This is a genomic window from Streptomyces sp. NPDC044063, from assembly GCF_056434285.1.
In genome coordinates this window covers 148,359-164,749 of the sequence record NZ_JBWKFM010000014.1, presented here as the reverse complement: position 1 = coordinate 164,749, position 16,391 = coordinate 148,359, and the positions used below count along the sequence as shown (strand labels likewise).

The window sequence follows — 16,391 nt, the reverse complement described above, 5'->3', positions numbered from 1 at the left end:
CGACCGGCCCGCGACCCCCGGGCCGCGGCCATACTCGACGGATGACGGTTTACGACGCGGTAGTGCTCGCCGGAGGCGCCGCACGGCGCCTCGGCGGGGCGGACAAGCCCGGGGTGCGGGTCGGCGGCCGGACGCTGCTGGACCGGGTCCTGGGCGCCTGCGCCGGTGCCGGGCGCACGGTCGTGGTCGGGCCGCGCCGCCCCACGGCCCGCCCCGTCGTCTGGACCCGCGAGGAGCCGCCGGGCGGCGGCCCGCCCGCCGCCCTGGACGCCGGCCTGCGCCACGTCACGGCCCCGCTCGTGCTCGTCCTCTCCGCCGACCTGCCCTTCCTGGACCCGGCGACCGCCCGCGCGCTGCTCGCCGCCCTCGACGGCGAGGCGGGCGTCGACGGCGCCGTGCTCACCGACCCCGGCGGCCGCGCCCAGCCCCTGGTCGCCGCCTACCGCGCCGAGCCGCTGCGCCGCGAGATCGCCCTGCTCGCCGCCGAGCACGGCACCCTCGCCGGCCTCCCGCTGCGCCTGGTCACCGAGGAGCTCGCGCTCGCCCGCGTCCCCCATCCCACCGCGTCCTTCGACTGCGACACCTGGGAGGACATCAGCACCGCCCGCGCGCGCATCAGGGACGATAGGACCGTGCTGGATGAATGGATCTCCGCGGTCAAGGCCGAGCTGGGCATCGAACTCGACGTCGACAGGGCCGGGCTCCTCGACCTCGCCCGCGACGCCGCGCACGGGGTGGCCCGGCCCGCGGCGCCCCTGACGACCTTCCTCGTCGGCTACGCGGCCGCGCTGCGCGGCGGCGGCCCGGAGGCGGTCGCCAAGGCGGCCCGGGAGGCCGGGGCCCTGGCGGCCCGGTGGGCCGAGGAGTCCCGGGAGGCGGCGCCCGACCCGGGCCCGGACACCACGCCGGACGGGGCGTCATGAGGGAGCGGGAGCAGGAGCAGGAGGGGCAGCACGGCGGGCCCCGCCCCGACGCCGGTCTGGACCGGGCTACCGACGAGGCGCTGGCCCTGCTCGCGGACGCGCGCCGGTCCCGTCCGGCCGCCCGGCCCGCCGTGGAGCGGCCGCCCTACGGCGTGCGTCTCTCCTTCGACTTCGACTTCGTCGAGGACCCGTTCGCGGGGGAGGGGGAGGCGGGGGCGCGCCCGGTCGCCGACGCCGCCGACGAGCTCGACGTCCCCTTCGCCGGGGTCCGCTTCTACGACACGAAGCGCCGGACAGAGGGAAAGCCACCCGTCCCGTCCCCCGTCACCCCCCTCCCCGCGCCCACCGCCCCGGACACCGCCCCCGACACCGTCCTCGGCCTCCCGGCCCTCCCCCCGGCGCCGGAAGCCGCCGCGGCGCCCGCCCCCGCCCCCGGAAGCCCGGACCGTCCCGAGGAGCCGGCCATGGCCGAGACCGCCCTCTCCTGGGCCGCCGCGCGTGCCGTCGCCGCCCGGGCCGCGCGCCCGCTGGAGCCCGGCGCACGCCCCCTCGGCGACGCCCTCGGACACCTGCTCGCCGACCGGCTGACCGCGCTCACCGACCTGCCGTCGTTCGACACCTCCGCCATGGACGGCTGGGCCGTCGCCGGACCCGGCCCGTGGCGGCTGCCCGAGGACGGCGAGGGCGTGCTCGCCGGCAGCGGCGACCTCCGCCCGCTCGGCGACGGCCGGGCCGTGCGCATCGCCACGGGCGCCCGCGTGCCCCCCGGCGCCACCGCCGTGCTGCGCAGCGAGCACGGCACCGTACGCCTGGACGCGGAGCTGTACGCGAGCCGGCACCTCACCCAGGGGCAGGACATCCGGCCCCGGGGCCAGGAGTGCCGTACGGGCGACGAACTGCTGCCCGCCGGCACACCGGTCACGCCCGCCGTCCTCGGTCTGGCGGCGGCCGCGGGCTACGACCGGCTGCGCGTCGTACCGCGCCCCCGCGTCGAGGTGTTCGTCCTCGGCGACGAGCTGTTGCGCGAGGGGCTGCCGCACGACGGGCTGATCCGCGACGCCCTCGGCCCCATGCTCGCCCCCTGGTTGCGCGCCCTCGGCGCGGAGGTGACCGGCACCCGCTGCCTGGGCGACGACGCGACGGCGCTGCGGGCCGCCCTGGAGGCCTCGGACGCCGATGTCGTGCTGACCACCGGCGGCACCGCGGCGGGGCCGGTCGACCACGTCCACCCCACGCTGCGTCTGCTGGGTGCCGAGCTGCTGGTGGACGGCGTCGCCGTCCGCCCCGGGCATCCGATGCTGCTCGCCCGTATCGCGCCCGGACGCCACCTGGTGGGCCTGCCCGGCAACCCGCTGGCCGCCGTGGCCGGCCTGCTGACGCTCGCCGAGCCCCTGCTGCGGGCGCTCGCCGGCCGCCCGCCGGCGTGGCCGCTCACGGCCCGGCTCACCGAGGCCGCCGGCGGTCACCCCACCCACACCCGGCTCGTCCCGGTGGTCCGCCTCGGCGACGGCACGGCCCGTCCGCTGGCCTTCCACGGACCCGCCATGCTGCGCGGCCTGGCCGCGGCCGACGCGCTGGCCGTCGTCCCGCCCGGCGGCGCCACGCGCGGCGCGGAGACCGTCCTGCTGGGCTTCCCCTGGCAGGACGACGTCACCGGGGGCCTCCCATGATCCTGCCCAGCCACGACGCCGCCGCCCGCGACGTCCACGAGAGCGATTTCCGCGTCCTGCTGCCGCGCTACAAGGTGGCGCCGATACGGCAGGTGGGCCGCCGCCTGCTGATGGCGCTGCTCGTGATGGTCGCGACGATCCTCATCGTCTACGTCGACCGTGCGGGCTACCACGACAACGCCGACGGCAGCGTGGACTTCCTCGACGCCGTCTACTACTCCACCGTCACCCTGTCCACGACCGGATACGGCGACATCGTGCCGTACAGCGACAGCGCCCGGCTGACCAACGTGCTGCTGGTGACGCCCCTCCGTGTCCTCTTCCTGATCATCCTGGTCGGCACCACCCTCGAAGTCCTCACCGAGCGGACCCGGGAGCAATGGCGGCTGACCCGCTGGAGGTCCGCCTTGCGCGAGCACACTGTCGTCGTCGGCTTCGGCACCAAGGGCCGTTCGGCCGTGCAGACCATCTGCGGTCCCGCCGCCCCGCCCCGGGAGAAGGAGCGGATCGTCGTCGTCGACCCCAACCCCAAGGTCGTGGAGTCGGCCACCGCGCACGGCTTCGCGGGCGTCGTCGGGGACGCCACCCGCAGCGACGTCCTGCTGCGCGCCGAGGTCCAGAAGGCCCGTCAGATCATCGTCGCCACCCAGCGCGACGACACCGCTGTCCTCGTCACCCTCACCGCCCGGCAGCTCAACCGGACCGCGAAGATCGTCGCCGCGGTGCGCGAGGAGGAGAACGCCCCGCTGCTGCGCCAGTCCGGCGCCGACGCGGTGATCACCAGTGCCAGCGCCGCGGGCCGGCTGCTCGGCATGTCCGTGCTCAGCCCCAGCGCGGGCACGGTCATGGAGGACCTCATCCAGAAGGGCAGCGGCCTCGACCTGGTCGAACGGCCCGTGGTGAAGGCGGAGGTGGGGCGCGGGGTGCGGGACACCGACGACCTCGTGGTGTCCGTGCTGCGCGGCCACCGGCTGCTCGGCTACGACGATCCGGAGGCCAGCCCGCTCAAGTCGACGGACCGTCTGATCACGATCGTGCGGGCGCGCCCGGCCGGCGACGGGGAGTAGCGCGCGGCCCCGGGAATTCGGGCGGCCCCGGGAGTAGTTTCGCTGGCATGTATGCGATCACCATTCCCGTACCCGGCGGACCCGAGGCCCTGGTGTGGGCGGAGGTCCCCGACCCCGTGCCCGGCGAGGGCGAGGTCCTGGTCGACGTCGTGGCCGCGGGCGTCAACCGCGCCGACGTCGTGCAGCGACAGGGCTTCTACGACCCGCCGCCCGGCGCCTCCCCCTACCCGGGGCTGGAGGTGTCCGGCCGGATCACCGCGCTGGGGCCGGGAGTCGACGGCTGGGCCGTCGGGGACGAGGTCTGCGCGCTGCTGTCCGGTGGCGGTTACGCCGAGAAGGTGTGCGTCCCGGTGGGCCAGTTGCTGCCGGTGCCGGACGGTCTGGACCTGGTCTCGGCGGCCGCGCTGCCCGAGGTGACCGCCACCGTCTGGTCGAACGTGTTCATGGTGGCCGGGCTGCGGCCCGGGGAGACCTTCCTGGTGCACGGCGGCGGCAGCGGCATCGGCACGATGGCCGTCCAGCTGGCGAAGGCGGTCGGCGCCCGGGTGGCGGTCACCGCCGGCGGCCAGGACAAGCTGGAGGCCTGCCGCGAGCTGGGTGCCGACATCCTCATCGACTACACCACCCAGGACTTCGTCGAGGAGCTGCGCAAGGTGACGGGCGGCGTCGGCGCCGACGTCATCCTCGACATCATCGGGGCGAAGTACCTGGACCGGAACGTCGACGCCCTCGCCGTCAACGGCCGGTTGGCGATCATCGGTCTCCAGGGCGGCCGCAAGGCCGAGCTGGACCTGGGCAAGCTGCTCACCAAGCGGGCGGCGGTGGCCGGTACGACGCTGCGGGCGCGGCCGCTCGCCGAGAAGGCGGCCATCGTGGCGGCCGTGCGCGAGCACGTGTGGCCGCTCGTCGCGGGCGGCCGCGTCGCCCCCGTGATCGACCGCACGCTGCCGCTGCGGGACGCCGCGGCGGCGCACCGGGTGCTGGAGGAGAGCGCCCACGTGGGCAAGGTGCTCCTCACGCCCTGACGGCGGTCCGGCACCGCTCCGGCGTCACCCGGGCGGCCGCTCGCACGCGCCCCGCGCGGCCCCGCGTGTGAGGGTGGTGGTGTCCTGGAGGGGTGTCCGTCAGGGGGGTGTCTCCTACGGAGGGTGACGCCATGACCGGTGGAGCGCGGGCCGCGATCCTGTTCGGACTGGCGGTCTCGGCCTCGCTGATAGCCCCGGACGCGGCGCGCGCCGCGGACCCGGAGCCGTCCTTCCCGCCGCCGTCGATACCGGTCGCGTCCACGACCTCGACCACCGTCTTCCCGTCGGCGCCGCCGTCCCCCGGAGCGGGGGACCTGGCCGGTACGTCGGCCGGCGCGGGCCGCCGCCACCCCGGCCGGCCGGAGGTGTCGCCCGGCGATGTCTCCGCCTCCCCCGCCTCCCCGGGCGGGGGCGACCCGCGGGCGGACGGGCCGGGGAAGGCGGTGGCCGGCCAGGAGCCGGCCCCGAAGCCGGCGCCGCCGGGGGCGCCCGCCCGGCGCGGGGCCCGGCAGACGGCGCGCGAGCGGGCCGACGGGGCCGAGCGGGAACGGGTGACGCGCGTGCTGCCGCTGGGCACGGGCATGGCCCTGACCGGACTGGGCCTGGGCTTCATCGCCCTGCGCCTGCGCCGCGGGTAGCCGCCCCGCGCCCGCCCGCGCCTGCCCGCGCCCGCCCCGCGCCTGCCCGCGCCCGCCCGCGACCGGCCCGGGGGCGTACGGCGCCGCGCACCCGAGGGCGTGCGCTCCGAAAATCTGTGCGCCCCTGCGCGCCCCTGCGGTGGATCAGGTGTGTACGGGGGCATCACCAGGGGGAAATCACTTGTGCGAGAGAATGGCGGCATGGATATGCCGAGGAATGAACGGTCGCAGGAGAGCCCGCACGTCCTGGTCGTAGGCCCGGACGGCATGGCTCTCGGCAGCGCCAGCCCCGGCGGCGGGGAGGGCGACGACGAGTCGCGCGAGGTCCCGGTGACGGAGATGGTGGAACAGCCCGCCAAGGTGATGCGCATCGGCAGCATGATCAAGCAGCTGCTGGAGGAGGTCCGGGCCGCACCTCTGGACGAGGCCAGCCGCGTCCGGCTCAAGGAGATCCACCACAGCTCCGTCAAGGAGCTGGAGGACGGTCTCGCCCCCGAGCTGGTCGAGGAGCTGGAGCGGCTGTCGCTGCCCTTCACCGACGAGACGATCCCCACCGAGGCGGAACTTCGCATCGCGCAGGCCCAGTTGGTCGGCTGGCTCGAAGGGCTCTTCCACGGCATCCAGACCGCGCTGTTCGCCCAGCAGATGGCCGCCCGGGCCCAGTTGGAGCAGATGCGCCGCGCCCTGCCGGCCGGTGTGATGGGCGACGACGACCACGACGGCCCGCAGCACGGCGGCGCCCGCTCGGGCCCGTATCTGTAGGTCCGGTCGCCGGATACGACGCAAGAGGCCGCCCGCCGGGATTCCCGGCGGGCGGCCTCCGTGCGAAGTGGGCCGTTACGACCAGCCGGCCGTTACGACGGCGCCTGACCCGACGAGACGGTCAGCACGAACTGCCCGGTCTTGGGGTCGAACGGGTCGCCGGAGTCCGGGAGCTGGGTCATGACGGTGCCCTTGCCCCAGGTGTTCTCGTCCACGTTGTCGACGCGGTACTTCCACCCGGCGGCGTTGAGGCACTCCTTCACCGAGTCGATGTAGATGTACTTGAAGTCCGGGGCGCTCTTCTTCGACTTGTCGCGGTAGCTCTCGTAGGCCTTCGTGCAGCGCTCGGTGTCGATGGTCTTGGACTTGTCGCCCTCCTTGACCTTCGCCTGGGCGCCGCCCGTGGTGCCTCCGGTGACGTTGCCGCCGCCTCCCGGGGTGGCCGAGGACGCGGCCGGCGAGGGGCTGTCCTTCGCCTCGTCCTTCGACCCCTTGCCGTTCAGCGCGATGGCCGCGATGACACCGATGACCGCGAGCACCGCGACGACGCCCGAGCCGATCAGCACCGGCTTGTTGCTCTTGCCGCCGCCCTGGGAGCCGCCGACGGGGGCCGACGGGGACGCGTACGGCGGGGGCGTGCTCGGGCCGCCCTGGTAGGGCTGCGTGACGGTGGCGTAGCCCTGGGGGCCCGGAGGGGGCGTGGAGGGGCCGTAGCCGCCGCTGTAGGGGCTCTGGGGGCCGGTCTGGGGCTGGTACGGCGTCTGGACGCTGTGCGGCCCCGGAGGCGGCACCTGGCCGTCCACGGGCGGGAAGACCGCCGAGCTGACGCCGGCGCCGCTGCGGGCCGGCGGGCCGCCCGCGATGATGATGGGCGAGGGCGCGGCCATCGCCGTGCCGGCCACCCGCCCGCACTCGTCGCGCATGGCCTCGGCGCTGGGGAAGCGCTCGTTCGGGTTCTTCTTCAGCGCGCGCAGGACCAGCGCGTCCACGGCCGGCGGGATGGACCGGTTGATGGTGGAGGGCGCGACCGGCTCCTCCTGGACGTGCGCGTAGGCGATGGCCAGCGGCGAGTCCGCGTCGAACGGCAGCCGGCCCGTCAGCAGCTCGAAGAGCATGATGCCGACCGAATACAGGTCGGAACGGGCGTCGACGCCGCGGCCCAGCGCCTGCTCGGGGGAGAGGTACTGCGGGGTGCCGACGACCATGCCGGTCTGGGTCATGGAGGTGACGCCCGACTGCATGGCGCGGGCGATGCCGAAGTCCATCACCTTGACCACGTTGCGCTTGGTCATCATCACGTTGCCGGGCTTGATGTCGCGGTGGACGAGGCCCATCTCGTGGCTGACCTCGAGCGCCGCCAGCACATCGGCTGTGATCTTGAGCGCCTTCTCGGTGGGCATCGCGCCGTACTGGGCCATGTCCGCGTCCAGCACCGAGCGCAGCGGCTGGCCCTCGACGTACTCCATGACGATGTACGGCATGGTCGACCCGTCGAGGTCGTCCTCGCCGGTGTCGAACACCGAGACGATGTTGGTGTGCGTGAGCTTGGCCACGGACTGGGCCTCGCGGCGGAAGCGCTCGCGGAAGGAGGACTCGCGGCCCAGCTCGGTGTGGAGCGTCTTGATGGCGACCTGCCGGTCCAGCACCGAGTCGTAGGCCAGGTGAACGGACGCCATGCCGCCCTCGCCCAGGAGATCGCGCAGCTGATAGCGGCCACCGCCGACGGTCCGGCCCGCGTATCGGCCCTGTGCGCCGTCCTGGCTCATGGTGTTACTTCCCCCTTGGCGCACGGCCTCTCGCCGACGGGCCCTCGCCCGTCTGTTCATAGGACCGATCCGGCTTATCTTCGTCGTATCCCGGCCAAGTCTGCCCCAGGCAACGGGCACGTCAAGCCGCGTGCCCGTTCCGTGACCGGATGCGCGACAAGGTGTCACGAGATTTGCCTTGCTCATACCGGTACGGGTTTGATAGCCGGTCCATCCCGGACCGGCACATGCCCCGGAGGCTGTAGCGTGCCTTAGCGGAAGGCAGCTTCACAGAGTTTCCCCGCGCATTCGCCTCTCAACGCGAAGCGGACCAGATACGACGGCGAGGACTGATGGCACAGACGCAGAGCGCCCAGGGTCCATCCGACCCTGACGCCAACGGGGGCGGAATGCCCGATGTGCCTGAAATGTGGGGTAATGGCGGACTGGTCGGCGACGGCCGCTACCGCCTGACCCACCGACTGGGCCGCGGCGGCATGGCGGAGGTCTTCGCCGCCGAGGACGTACGCCTCGGCCGGACGGTCGCGGTCAAGCTCCTGCGCGCCGACCTCGCCGAGGACCCGGTCTCCAAGGCGCGCTTCACCCGCGAGGCGCAGTCGGTCGCGGGCCTCAACCACCACGCCGTGGTCGCCGTCTACGACTCCGGCGAGGACACCGTCGGCCGCAACGTCGTGCCGTACATCGTCATGGAGTTGGTCGAAGGCCGCACCATTCGCGACCTCCTGCTCAACGCCGAGGCGCCGCCGCCGGAGCAGGCGCTGATCATCGTCTCGGGTGTGCTGGAGGCGCTGGCCTACAGCCACCAGCACGGCATCGTGCACCGCGACATCAAGCCCGCCAACGTGATCATCACCAACACGGGCGCGGTCAAGGTCATGGACTTCGGCATCGCCCGCGCCCTGCACGGCGCGGCGTCGACCATGACCCAGACCGGCATGGTCATGGGCACCCCGCAGTACCTCTCCCCCGAGCAGGCCCTCGGCAAGACCGTCGACGCCCGCTCGGACCTCTACGCCACCGGCTGCCTCCTCTACGAACTGCTGGCCCTGCGTCCGCCGTTCACCGGTGAGACCCCTCTCTCGGTGGTCTACCAGCACGTCCAGGACACGCCCGTGCCGCCGTCCCAGGTGCTGGACACGGTGCCGCCGGAGCTGGACGGCCTGGTCATGCGCTCCCTGGCCAAGGACCCGGACGACCGGTTCCAGAGCGCCGAGGAGATGCGCGGGCTGGTCCAGTACGGCCTGCAGATGCTGCACGACGCCGGCAGCCACACGGGCGTGTGGAACACCGGCCCGGTCGACCAGTCGACCGCCGCCACCCAGGTCATCGGCGCCGTGGGCGCCACCACGGCCATGCCGCGCCCGCAGCACGGCGACACCTCGCAGCAGCCGGTCATGCCGCGGCGCCCGGGCGCCGACGACGGCGGCTTCAACGGCTACGACCCGAACCGCGGCGGCCGGGGCCCCGGCGGCAAGGGCAAGGGGCTGTGGGTGGCCGTCGCGATGGTGGTCATCGTGGCCCTCGCGGGCGTCGCCTTCGCGCTCAAGGGCGGGAACACCGGCAGCACCAGCAAGGACAAGAAGCCCACCCAGCAGAGCAGCGCGTCCACCTCGCCGAGCCCCGACGCCAGCAAGGGCGCCAAGAAGCCGAGCGGCACGCCCCACGACCAGGGCGGCACGACCGGCAACACCGGCGAGCGCGACAGCGACTCGGACACGGGCAACGACACGAACACCGGGCCGTCCCGGGGCTGGCACTCGCAGGAGCCCTCCACGGGCCCCTCGACGCAGCCCTCGACGGACCCGCAGCCGTCGACCCAGCCCAGCACGGGCCCGACGGGCGGCGGCGACAACAAGCCGTCGACGCCCCCCACAGCCCCGCCCAACCCGGCCACCCAGGGCAACACCGCCCAGGGCGCGACCGGCTGACCCGCCGGGCCGGGCCGGGCTCGCCGGGCCCGGCTCAGCCCGTGAACGCGGCGCGTACGGACTCGTACGCGCCCGTCCACCACACCGACAACGCCGCCGACGCCGGGAAACCGGGGTCGGCGCGGTGGTCTCCGAGCTGGTAGCGCCAGCGCAGCATCCAGAAGTCGTTGAGCCGCTCCCACCACACCCGGTGCACGGCGGCGGCCAGCTCGGCCGCGTCCGCGCCGGCCGCCCGGCGGTAGGCGCGCGCGTACGGCCGCACCTTCGCCAGGTCCAGCGTGCCGTCGGGCTTCAGGAAGAAGATCACCGCGGCCCGTACGGCCTCCTCGGCGCGCGGCTGGACGCCCAGCCGGTCCCAGTCGACGATCGCGGCGGGCTCGCCGCCGCGGTAGAGCAGGTTCAGCGGGTGGAAGTCGCCGTGCACCCAGCCCCGGGCCGGGGTGGCGGCGGCCGGCGGGCGGCGGTGGGCGTGCCGTTCCAGCAGGGCGCGGCGCTCGACCAGGCGGTGCTCGGCCAGTTCGTCGAAGGAGTCGCGGGGGCGGCCGCTCCTGCCGCGCCTGACGAGCCTCAGGAGCTCCTCGATGAGGGTGAAGGTCTCCTCGGGCCGGGCGGCCCGGTACGAGGCCGCCGAGGGGCTCGTGGGGGCCTCCTCGGGCCCGTTCTCCTCGTCCATGATCCGTGCGAGGCAGGTGTGGACGTGGCCCAGCAGGGCGCCCAGGCGGCGGGACTGGGCCGTGGTGAGCTCGCCGCCGTCGCGGTGGCGGCCGTCGACCCAGGGGTGGAGGGCGTAGCAGCGGCCGCCGAGGACGGTCACGGTGTTGCCGTCGCCGTCCGCGACGGGCGGGGCGACGGGCAGCCCCAGGGCGTCCAGGCGGCGGGTCGCGGTGTGCTGGCGGGCGATGGCCTCGCGGTCGCCGTCCAGGTGGTGCTTGAGGAAGAAGCGGCCCCGGGTGGTGGTCAGCCGGTAGCCGCGGTTGAGCAGCCCCTCGGTGAGGGTCTCGCAGGCCACGGGCTCGCCGGCGCCGTCGTAGCGGCGCAGGAGGGTGCGCAGGGTGCCGGCGTCGGGGGCGTGCCCGGTACCGGAGCCGAGGCGGGAGCCGACGCGGGCCTCGGCGTCGGCGTCGGGGGCGGTGTCGGGGTCAGTGTCGGAGCCGGTGTCGGGAAGGGCATCGGTGACAAGTGAGCGCGGCACGTCCCAAATGTTAGTTCACGCTGAGTGCTCGACTCGTCGCGCGGGTACGCCTTCGAGGTGGTGCAGTGAGATGAACTGAGGTTCTATGCACAGGTATTCGGGGACGAAGGGCGCGTCGTCCGCCGAACGGGGGGCGCGGCCGAACAGCTCCAGCTCCGCCGGTCCGGGCGCGAAGATCCGCGCGGTGCCCACGAACTGCACGGTCCAGACGGATTCGTCGCCGTCCTCGCGGCCGGCCAGGTTGTCGGCGCCGTAGGCGACCACACTGCCGTCGCAGGCTCCGGCATAGCCGAAACCGCCGTGCAGCCGGAGCAGCACCTGCCCGTCGACGACGATGTGCCGGGCCACGGTCACGAACGGGAGTGCGCGCATGCTGACCGACACCCTGCCGTAGGGGGTGCTGGTCAGGAGTTCGAGGGCCCGGTAGTCGTCGGAAGGCCGGGAAGCCGCTGCAAGCATGGGCACCACTGTGCACTGCTGTCCCCCGGTCACCTAGAGCCACCCGCCCCTCCTGAGAGGGACGTTCGTCCCGAGAACAGCCGTTCAGCCCATCCGGTGACCCGGGCCGCCCGGTTTCCGCGCCTCCCTGCTGCCGGTCCCGCTGTCAGCGTCTGCCCGCCCTCGGCGTCTGCCCGCCGTCAGCGCTTCTCCGCCGTCAGCGCTTCTCCGCCGTCAGCGCTTCTCCGCCTGCAACCGGGCGACATAGGCCGCCGCCTGGGAGCGGCGCTCCATGCCCAGCTTGGACAGCAGGCTGGAGACGTAGTTCTTGATGGTCTTCTCGGCGAGGTGCAGCCGTTCGCCGATGGCCCGGTTGGTCAGGCCCTCGCCGATCAGGTCGAGGATGCGGCGTTCCTGCTCGGTGAGCGAGGCGAGCCGGTCGTCACCGCCCGTGGTCTTTCCGTCGCGCAGCCGTTCCAGCACCCGGGCGGTCGCCACCGGGTCCAGGAGGGATTTCCCGGCGGCCACGTCCCGGACGGCCGAGAGCAGCTCATTGCCGCGAATCGCCTTCAGCACATAGCCGGCCGCGCCCGCCATGATGGCGTCGAAGAGCGCTTCGTCATCGGCGTAGGAGGTGAGCATCAGGCATTTGATGTTTTCGTCCTGCGATCGGATCTCACGACATACTTCGACTCCGCTGCCATCCGGAAGGCGAACGTCCAGTACAGCCACGTCGGGCCTGGTGGCGGGAATGCGGACAAGGGCGTCGGCCGCGGTGCCCGCCTCGCCGACCACCTCGATGTCCTCCTCACCGGAGAGCATCTCGTGGACACCGCGGCGTACGACTTCATGGTCGTCAAGCAGAAATACCGTGATTTTTCCTTGTTCGCGCACGCTGCCAGTCTCACACATCGACTCTTCCCCTGCTCTTGTCCTCCGGGATAACGTGCCCCCGTTCCGGCGGCTCGCAAGGCGCTGACCAGTGGATTGGCCCCCGCAATGGCCAGGCTTTCTCGATTTGCTTGGAAATCCAAGCAAAATCGCAGGTCAAGTGGGGTTTCGCAGGAATGCCTCGCACTGGGTAACGTGCTTATTGCAGGCCATTCGCCGGGGCGACCTGTCACGCCCGGCTCCGGCCTCGGCACACCCACCCCGTGTGCCGTCGGGGACGGGCGAGCCTCTCTCCGCCCTCGCGGTGGAGGGACCCCCTCTGGCCGCCGGCGACCCCGGGGGCCGGACAGACGGAGGAGCACACGTGACCGTGGACAGCACTGCCGCGCGCAAGCCGCGACGCGGTGGCAAGCGCGTCGGCGCCAAGAAGGCGGACGGCGAGCCCCAGCTCGTACAGCTGCTGACGCCGGAAGGGGACCGGGTCGAGCACCCGGACTACTCCATCGACCTGTCGCCCGAGGAACTGCGGTCCCTGTACCGCGACATGGTCCTCACCAGGCGCTTCGACGGCGAGGCGACGACCCTGCAGCGCCAGGGTGAGCTGGGCCTGTGGGCCTCGCTGCTCGGCCAGGAGGCCGCGCAGATCGGCTCGGGCCGGGCGACGCGCGACGACGACTACGTCTTCCCGACCTACCGCGAGCACGGCGTGGCCTGGTGCCGCGGGGTCGACCCGACCAACCTGCTGGGCATGTTCCGCGGTGTGAACCACGGTGGCTGGGACCCCAACGAGAACAACTTCCACCTCTACACGATCGTCATCGGCTCGCAGGCGCTGCACGCCACCGGTTACGCCATGGGTGTGGCCAAGGACGGCGCCGACTCGGCCGTCATCGCCTACTTCGGCGACGGCGCCTCCAGCCAGGGCGACGTGGCGGAGGCCTTCACCTTCGCGGCCGTCTACAACGCGCCGGTCGTGTTCTTCTGCCAGAACAACCAGTGGGCCATCTCCGAGCCCACCGAGAAGCAGACCCGCGTCCCGCTCTACCAGCGCGCCCAGGGCTACGGCTTCCCCGGCGTCCGGGTCGACGGCAACGACGTGCTGGCCGTCCTGGCCGTCACCAAGGCCGCCCTGGACCGCGCCCGCACCGGTGAGGGCCCGATGCTGATCGAGGCGTTCACCTACCGCATGGGCGCCCACACCACCTCCGACGACCCCACCCGCTACCGCCGCGACGAGGAGCGGGAGCTGTGGGAGGCGAAGGACCCGATCCTGCGCCTGCGCGCCCACCTGGAGAAGCAGGGGCTGGCGGACGAGGAGTTCTTCACGGCGCTGGAGGCGGAGAGCGACGCGCTGGCCAAGCGGGTCCGGGACACCGTGCGCAGCATGCCCGACCCCGACCACCTGGCGATGTTCGAGCACACCTACGCCGACGGGCACGCCCTGGTCGACGAGGAGCGCGCGCAGTTCGCCGCGTACCAGGCTTCGTTCGCAGAGGAGAGCAACTGACCATGAGCACCGAGAAGCTCACGATCGCCAAGGCGATCAACGCCTCCCTGCGCACGGCCCTGGAGAACGACCCCAAGGTCCTGATCATGGGTGAGGACGTCGGCAAGCTCGGCGGCGTCTTCCGCGTCACCGACGGCCTCCAGAAGGACTTCGGCGAGGACCGGGTGATCGACACCCCGCTGGCCGAGTCCGGCATCGTCGGCACCGCCATCGGCATGGCCCTGCGCGGCTACCGCCCGGTGGTGGAGATCCAGTTCGACGGCTTCGTCTTCCCGGCGTACGACCAGATCGTCACCCAGCTGGCCAAGATGCCCGCCCGCGCGCTCGGCAAGATCAAGCTGCCGGTCGTCATCCGTATCCCCTACGGCGGTGCCATCGGCGCGGTCGAGCACCACAGCGAGTCGCCGGAGTCGCTGTTCGCGCACGTCGCGGGCCTGAAGGTGATCTCCCCGTCCAACGCCGCGGACGCCTACTGGATGATGCAGCAGGCCATCCAGAGCGACGACCCGGTCATCTACTTCGAGCCCAAGCGCCGCTACCACGACCGCTCCGACGTCGACACGGCCGCGATCCCGGGCCCGCTGCACGCCGCCCGCACGGTGCGCGAGGGCACCGACCTGACGCTGGTCGCGTACGGACCGATGGTCAAGACCTGTCTGGAGGCCGCGGCGGCGGCCGCCGAGGAGGGCAAGTCGCTGGAGGTCCTGGACCTCCGCTCGATCTCGCCCATCGACTTCGACGCGATCCAGAAGTCCGTGGAGAAGACCGGCCGGCTGGTCGTCGTCCACGAGGCCCCCGTCTTCTTCGGCGCGGGCGCCGAGATCGCCGCCCGGATCACCGAGCGGTGCTTCTACCACCTTGAGGCCCCCGTCCTGCGGGTCGGCGGCTACCACGCGCCCTATCCGCCGTCGCGGCTGGAGGACGAGTACCTGCCCGGCCTGGACCGGGTGCTGGACTCCGTCGACCGCGCGCTCGCGTTCCAGGGCTGAGGGAGGGCGTGACGATGACTGCGAACACCCAGCGGTTCCGCGAGTTCAAGATGCCGGACGTCGGCGAGGGACTCACCGAGGCGGAGATCCTGAAGTGGTACGTGGCCCCCGGTGACACCGTCACCGACGGCCAGGTGGTCTGCGAGGTCGAGACCGCCAAGGCGGCCGTCGAGCTGCCGATCCCCTACGACGGCGTGGTGCACGAGCTGCGCTTCGGCGAGGGCACCACGGTCGACGTCGGCCAGGTGATCATTTCCGTGGACACGCGGCCCGGATCGGGGCCCGCGGAGGAGGCCCCGGCCGCCGCTGCGCCCACCACGGCCGGCACCGCCGAGGCCGCCGAGCCGGAGCAGCAGGGCCGCCAGGCCGTGCTGGTCGGCTACGGCGCGGCGCCCTCGTCCACCAAGCGCCGCCCGCGCAAGCAGGTGCCCGGCGTCCCGGCGCAGCCGCTGGCCGCCGCCATCCAGGCGGAGATGAACGGCCACCCGGCGCCCGCCGCCCCGGACGTGGTCGCCCCCGCCGCCCCTGTGGCCCCCGCGGCTCCCGTGGCCCCTGCGGCCCCCGCCGCCCCCGTGGCGCGTCCCGGCTCCCGGCCGCTGGCCAAGCCCCCGGTGCGCAAGCTCGCCAAGGACCTCGGCATCGACCTGGCGGCGGTCACCCCGACCGGCCCCGGTGGGATCGTCACCCGCGAGGACGTCCACGCGGCGGCCACCGCCGGTGCCGTGCCCGAGGCCGCCCCGGCCCCGGAGGCCCCCCAGGTCCCCCAGGTCCCCCAGGTCCCCGAGGCCGTACCGGTGACCGCCTTCGCGGCGCGCGAGACCCGTATCCCGGTCAAGGGCGTCCGCAAGGCCACCGCGCAGGCGATGGTGGCCAGCGCCTTCACCGCGCCGCACGTCACGGAGTTCGTCACCGTCGACGTCACCCGCACGATGAAGCTCGTCCAGAAGCTCAAGGACGACCCGGACATGGCGGGCCTGCGGGTCAACCCGCTGCTGCTGATCGCCAAGGCGGTCCTGGTGGCCGTCCGCCGCAACCCGGACGTCAACGCCGCCTGGGACGAGGACAACCAGGAGATCGTCCGCAAGGACTACGTGAACCTGGGCATCGCCGCCGCGACCCCGCGCGGCCTCATCGTGCCGAACATCAAGGAGGCCCAGGCCAAGACGCTCCCCGAGCTGTCGCAGGCCCTGGCCGACCTGGTCGGCACGGCACGGGAGGGCCGGACGAGCCCCGCCGACATGTCCGGCGGCACGATCACGATCACCAACGTCGGCGTCTTCGGCGTCGACACGGGCACGCCCATCATCAACCCGGGCGAGTCCGCGATCCTGGCGGTCGGCGCGATCAAGCTCCAGCCGTGGGTCCACAAGGGCAAGATCAAGCCGCGCCACGTCACCACCCTGGCGCTGTCCTTCGACCACCGCCTGATCGACGGCGAGCTGGGCTCCCGCTTCCTCGCGGACATCGCGGGCGTCCTGGAGCACCCGCAGCGCCTGATCACCTGGGGCTGACGGCCCCGGAAGGATACAAAAGATCCAGGGCCCGGACGCTCTCTCCTCGCCCCCCTCCGGCGAGGAGAGAGCGGATCGTCCGGG

Annotated in this window: 14 protein-coding genes; 10 read left to right on the top strand and 4 right to left on the bottom strand. The window is 73.3% G+C overall.

The window, feature by feature from the left end:
* Nucleotides 1-41: 41 nt before the first annotated feature.
* The 6 genes from AC07BS_RS19395 (at nt 42) to AC07BS_RS19370 (ending at nt 6,085) form a co-directional block, all read left to right on the top strand.
* Complete coding sequence (locus AC07BS_RS19395; RefSeq protein WP_478933352.1) at nt 42-923, top strand: NTP transferase domain-containing protein; 882 nt, start codon at nt 42-44, stop codon at nt 921-923.
* The gene (locus AC07BS_RS19390) at nt 920-2,593 is read left to right on the top strand and encodes a molybdopterin molybdotransferase MoeA (protein WP_478933350.1); all 1,674 of its coding nucleotides are present in this window, start codon (nt 920-922) and stop codon (nt 2,591-2,593) included. Before AC07BS_RS19395 ends, AC07BS_RS19390 begins: the two co-directional genes overlap by 4 nt.
* Nucleotides 2,590-3,660, top strand: coding sequence for a potassium channel family protein (locus AC07BS_RS19385; protein WP_478649103.1), 1,071 nt, complete (start codon nt 2,590-2,592; stop codon nt 3,658-3,660). Before AC07BS_RS19390 ends, AC07BS_RS19385 begins: the two co-directional genes overlap by 4 nt.
* Before the next feature lie 47 nt (nt 3,661-3,707).
* Nucleotides 3,708-4,685, top strand: a complete 978-nt coding sequence (locus AC07BS_RS19380; RefSeq protein WP_478649100.1) for an NAD(P)H-quinone oxidoreductase — start codon at nt 3,708-3,710, stop codon at nt 4,683-4,685.
* A gap of 131 nt (nt 4,686-4,816) precedes the next feature.
* Nucleotides 4,817-5,323 carry a hypothetical protein gene (locus AC07BS_RS19375; protein WP_478649098.1) on the top strand — a complete coding sequence of 169 codons (507 nt, stop codon included), beginning with the start codon at nt 4,817-4,819 and terminating at the stop codon, nt 5,321-5,323.
* A gap of 201 nt (nt 5,324-5,524) precedes the next feature.
* A complete protein-coding gene (locus AC07BS_RS19370) occupies nt 5,525-6,085 on the top strand; it encodes a bacterial proteasome activator family protein (RefSeq protein WP_478649096.1) in 561 nt (186 codons plus the stop codon).
* 92 nt (nt 6,086-6,177) lie between these two features.
* Here AC07BS_RS19370 and AC07BS_RS19365 read toward each other — a convergent pair whose 3' ends face one another.
* Nucleotides 6,178-7,851: a protein kinase domain-containing protein gene (locus AC07BS_RS19365; protein ID WP_478649094.1), complete on the bottom strand. Its 1,674-nt coding sequence runs from the start codon at nt 7,849-7,851 to the stop codon at nt 6,178-6,180.
* Between the two features lie 332 nt (nt 7,852-8,183).
* Between AC07BS_RS19365 and AC07BS_RS19360 the strand changes: the two genes are divergently transcribed.
* Nucleotides 8,184-9,779 carry a protein kinase domain-containing protein gene (locus tag AC07BS_RS19360; RefSeq protein WP_478649092.1) on the top strand — a complete coding sequence of 532 codons (1,596 nt, stop codon included), beginning with the start codon at nt 8,184-8,186 and terminating at the stop codon, nt 9,777-9,779.
* Nucleotides 9,780-9,813: 34 nt separating this feature from the next.
* Here AC07BS_RS19360 and AC07BS_RS19355 read toward each other — a convergent pair whose 3' ends face one another.
* From AC07BS_RS19355 to AC07BS_RS19345, 3 genes are all read right to left on the bottom strand, one after another.
* Nucleotides 9,814-10,830, bottom strand: coding sequence for a phosphotransferase (locus tag AC07BS_RS19355; RefSeq protein WP_478649241.1), 1,017 nt, complete (start codon nt 10,828-10,830; stop codon nt 9,814-9,816).
* A 156-nt stretch (nt 10,831-10,986) separates the two neighbouring features.
* Entirely contained in the window at nt 10,987-11,430 is a 444-nt protein-coding gene (locus AC07BS_RS19350) for a pyridoxamine 5'-phosphate oxidase family protein (RefSeq protein WP_478933346.1), read from the bottom strand.
* A gap of 213 nt (nt 11,431-11,643) precedes the next feature.
* Nucleotides 11,644-12,303 carry a response regulator gene (locus AC07BS_RS19345; protein WP_478649087.1) on the bottom strand — a complete coding sequence of 220 codons (660 nt, stop codon included), beginning with the start codon at nt 12,301-12,303 and terminating at the stop codon, nt 11,644-11,646.
* Between the two features lie 361 nt (nt 12,304-12,664).
* Here AC07BS_RS19345 and pdhA point away from each other — a divergent pair, with 361 nt between their 5' ends.
* From pdhA to AC07BS_RS19330, 3 genes are read left to right on the top strand one after another with little or no spacing between them, the layout of a single operon-like run.
* Nucleotides 12,665-13,807 (top strand): pyruvate dehydrogenase (acetyl-transferring) E1 component subunit alpha, encoded by a 1,143-nt coding sequence (gene pdhA / locus AC07BS_RS19340; RefSeq protein ID WP_478649085.1) that lies wholly within the window; start codon nt 12,665-12,667, stop codon nt 13,805-13,807.
* A 2-nt stretch (nt 13,808-13,809) separates the two neighbouring features.
* Nucleotides 13,810-14,796 (top strand): alpha-ketoacid dehydrogenase subunit beta, encoded by a 987-nt coding sequence (locus AC07BS_RS19335; RefSeq protein ID WP_478649082.1) that lies wholly within the window; start codon nt 13,810-13,812, stop codon nt 14,794-14,796.
* A gap of 14 nt (nt 14,797-14,810) precedes the next feature.
* Nucleotides 14,811-16,307 (top strand): dihydrolipoamide acetyltransferase family protein, encoded by a 1,497-nt coding sequence (locus tag AC07BS_RS19330; protein ID WP_478933343.1) that lies wholly within the window; start codon nt 14,811-14,813, stop codon nt 16,305-16,307.
* The last annotated feature ends 84 nt before the right edge of the window (nt 16,308-16,391 follow it).

Bases quoted from the DNA above. Each gene is read 5' to 3' on its own strand.
- AC07BS_RS19360 (WP_478649092.1), top strand. From the start codon at position 8,184: ATGGCACAGACGCAGAGCGCCCAGGGTCCATCCGACCCTGACGCCAAC.
- AC07BS_RS19375 (WP_478649098.1), top strand. From the start codon at position 4,817: ATGACCGGTGGAGCGCGGGCCGCGATCCTGTTCGGACTGGCGGTCTCG.
- AC07BS_RS19370 (WP_478649096.1), top strand. From the start codon at position 5,525: ATGGATATGCCGAGGAATGAACGGTCGCAGGAGAGCCCGCACGTCCTG.
- AC07BS_RS19395 (WP_478933352.1), top strand. From the start codon at position 42: ATGACGGTTTACGACGCGGTAGTGCTCGCCGGAGGCGCCGCACGGCGC.
- AC07BS_RS19380 (WP_478649100.1), top strand. From the start codon at position 3,708: ATGTATGCGATCACCATTCCCGTACCCGGCGGACCCGAGGCCCTGGTG.
- AC07BS_RS19385 (WP_478649103.1), top strand. From the start codon at position 2,590: ATGATCCTGCCCAGCCACGACGCCGCCGCCCGCGACGTCCACGAGAGC.
- AC07BS_RS19350 (WP_478933346.1), bottom strand. From the start codon at position 11,430: ATGCTTGCAGCGGCTTCCCGGCCTTCCGACGACTACCGGGCCCTCGAA.
- AC07BS_RS19365 (WP_478649094.1), bottom strand. From the start codon at position 7,851: ATGAGCCAGGACGGCGCACAGGGCCGATACGCGGGCCGGACCGTCGGC.
- AC07BS_RS19330 (WP_478933343.1), top strand. From the start codon at position 14,811: ATGACTGCGAACACCCAGCGGTTCCGCGAGTTCAAGATGCCGGACGTC.
- AC07BS_RS19335 (WP_478649082.1), top strand. From the start codon at position 13,810: ATGAGCACCGAGAAGCTCACGATCGCCAAGGCGATCAACGCCTCCCTG.
- AC07BS_RS19390 (WP_478933350.1), top strand. From the start codon at position 920: ATGAGGGAGCGGGAGCAGGAGCAGGAGGGGCAGCACGGCGGGCCCCGC.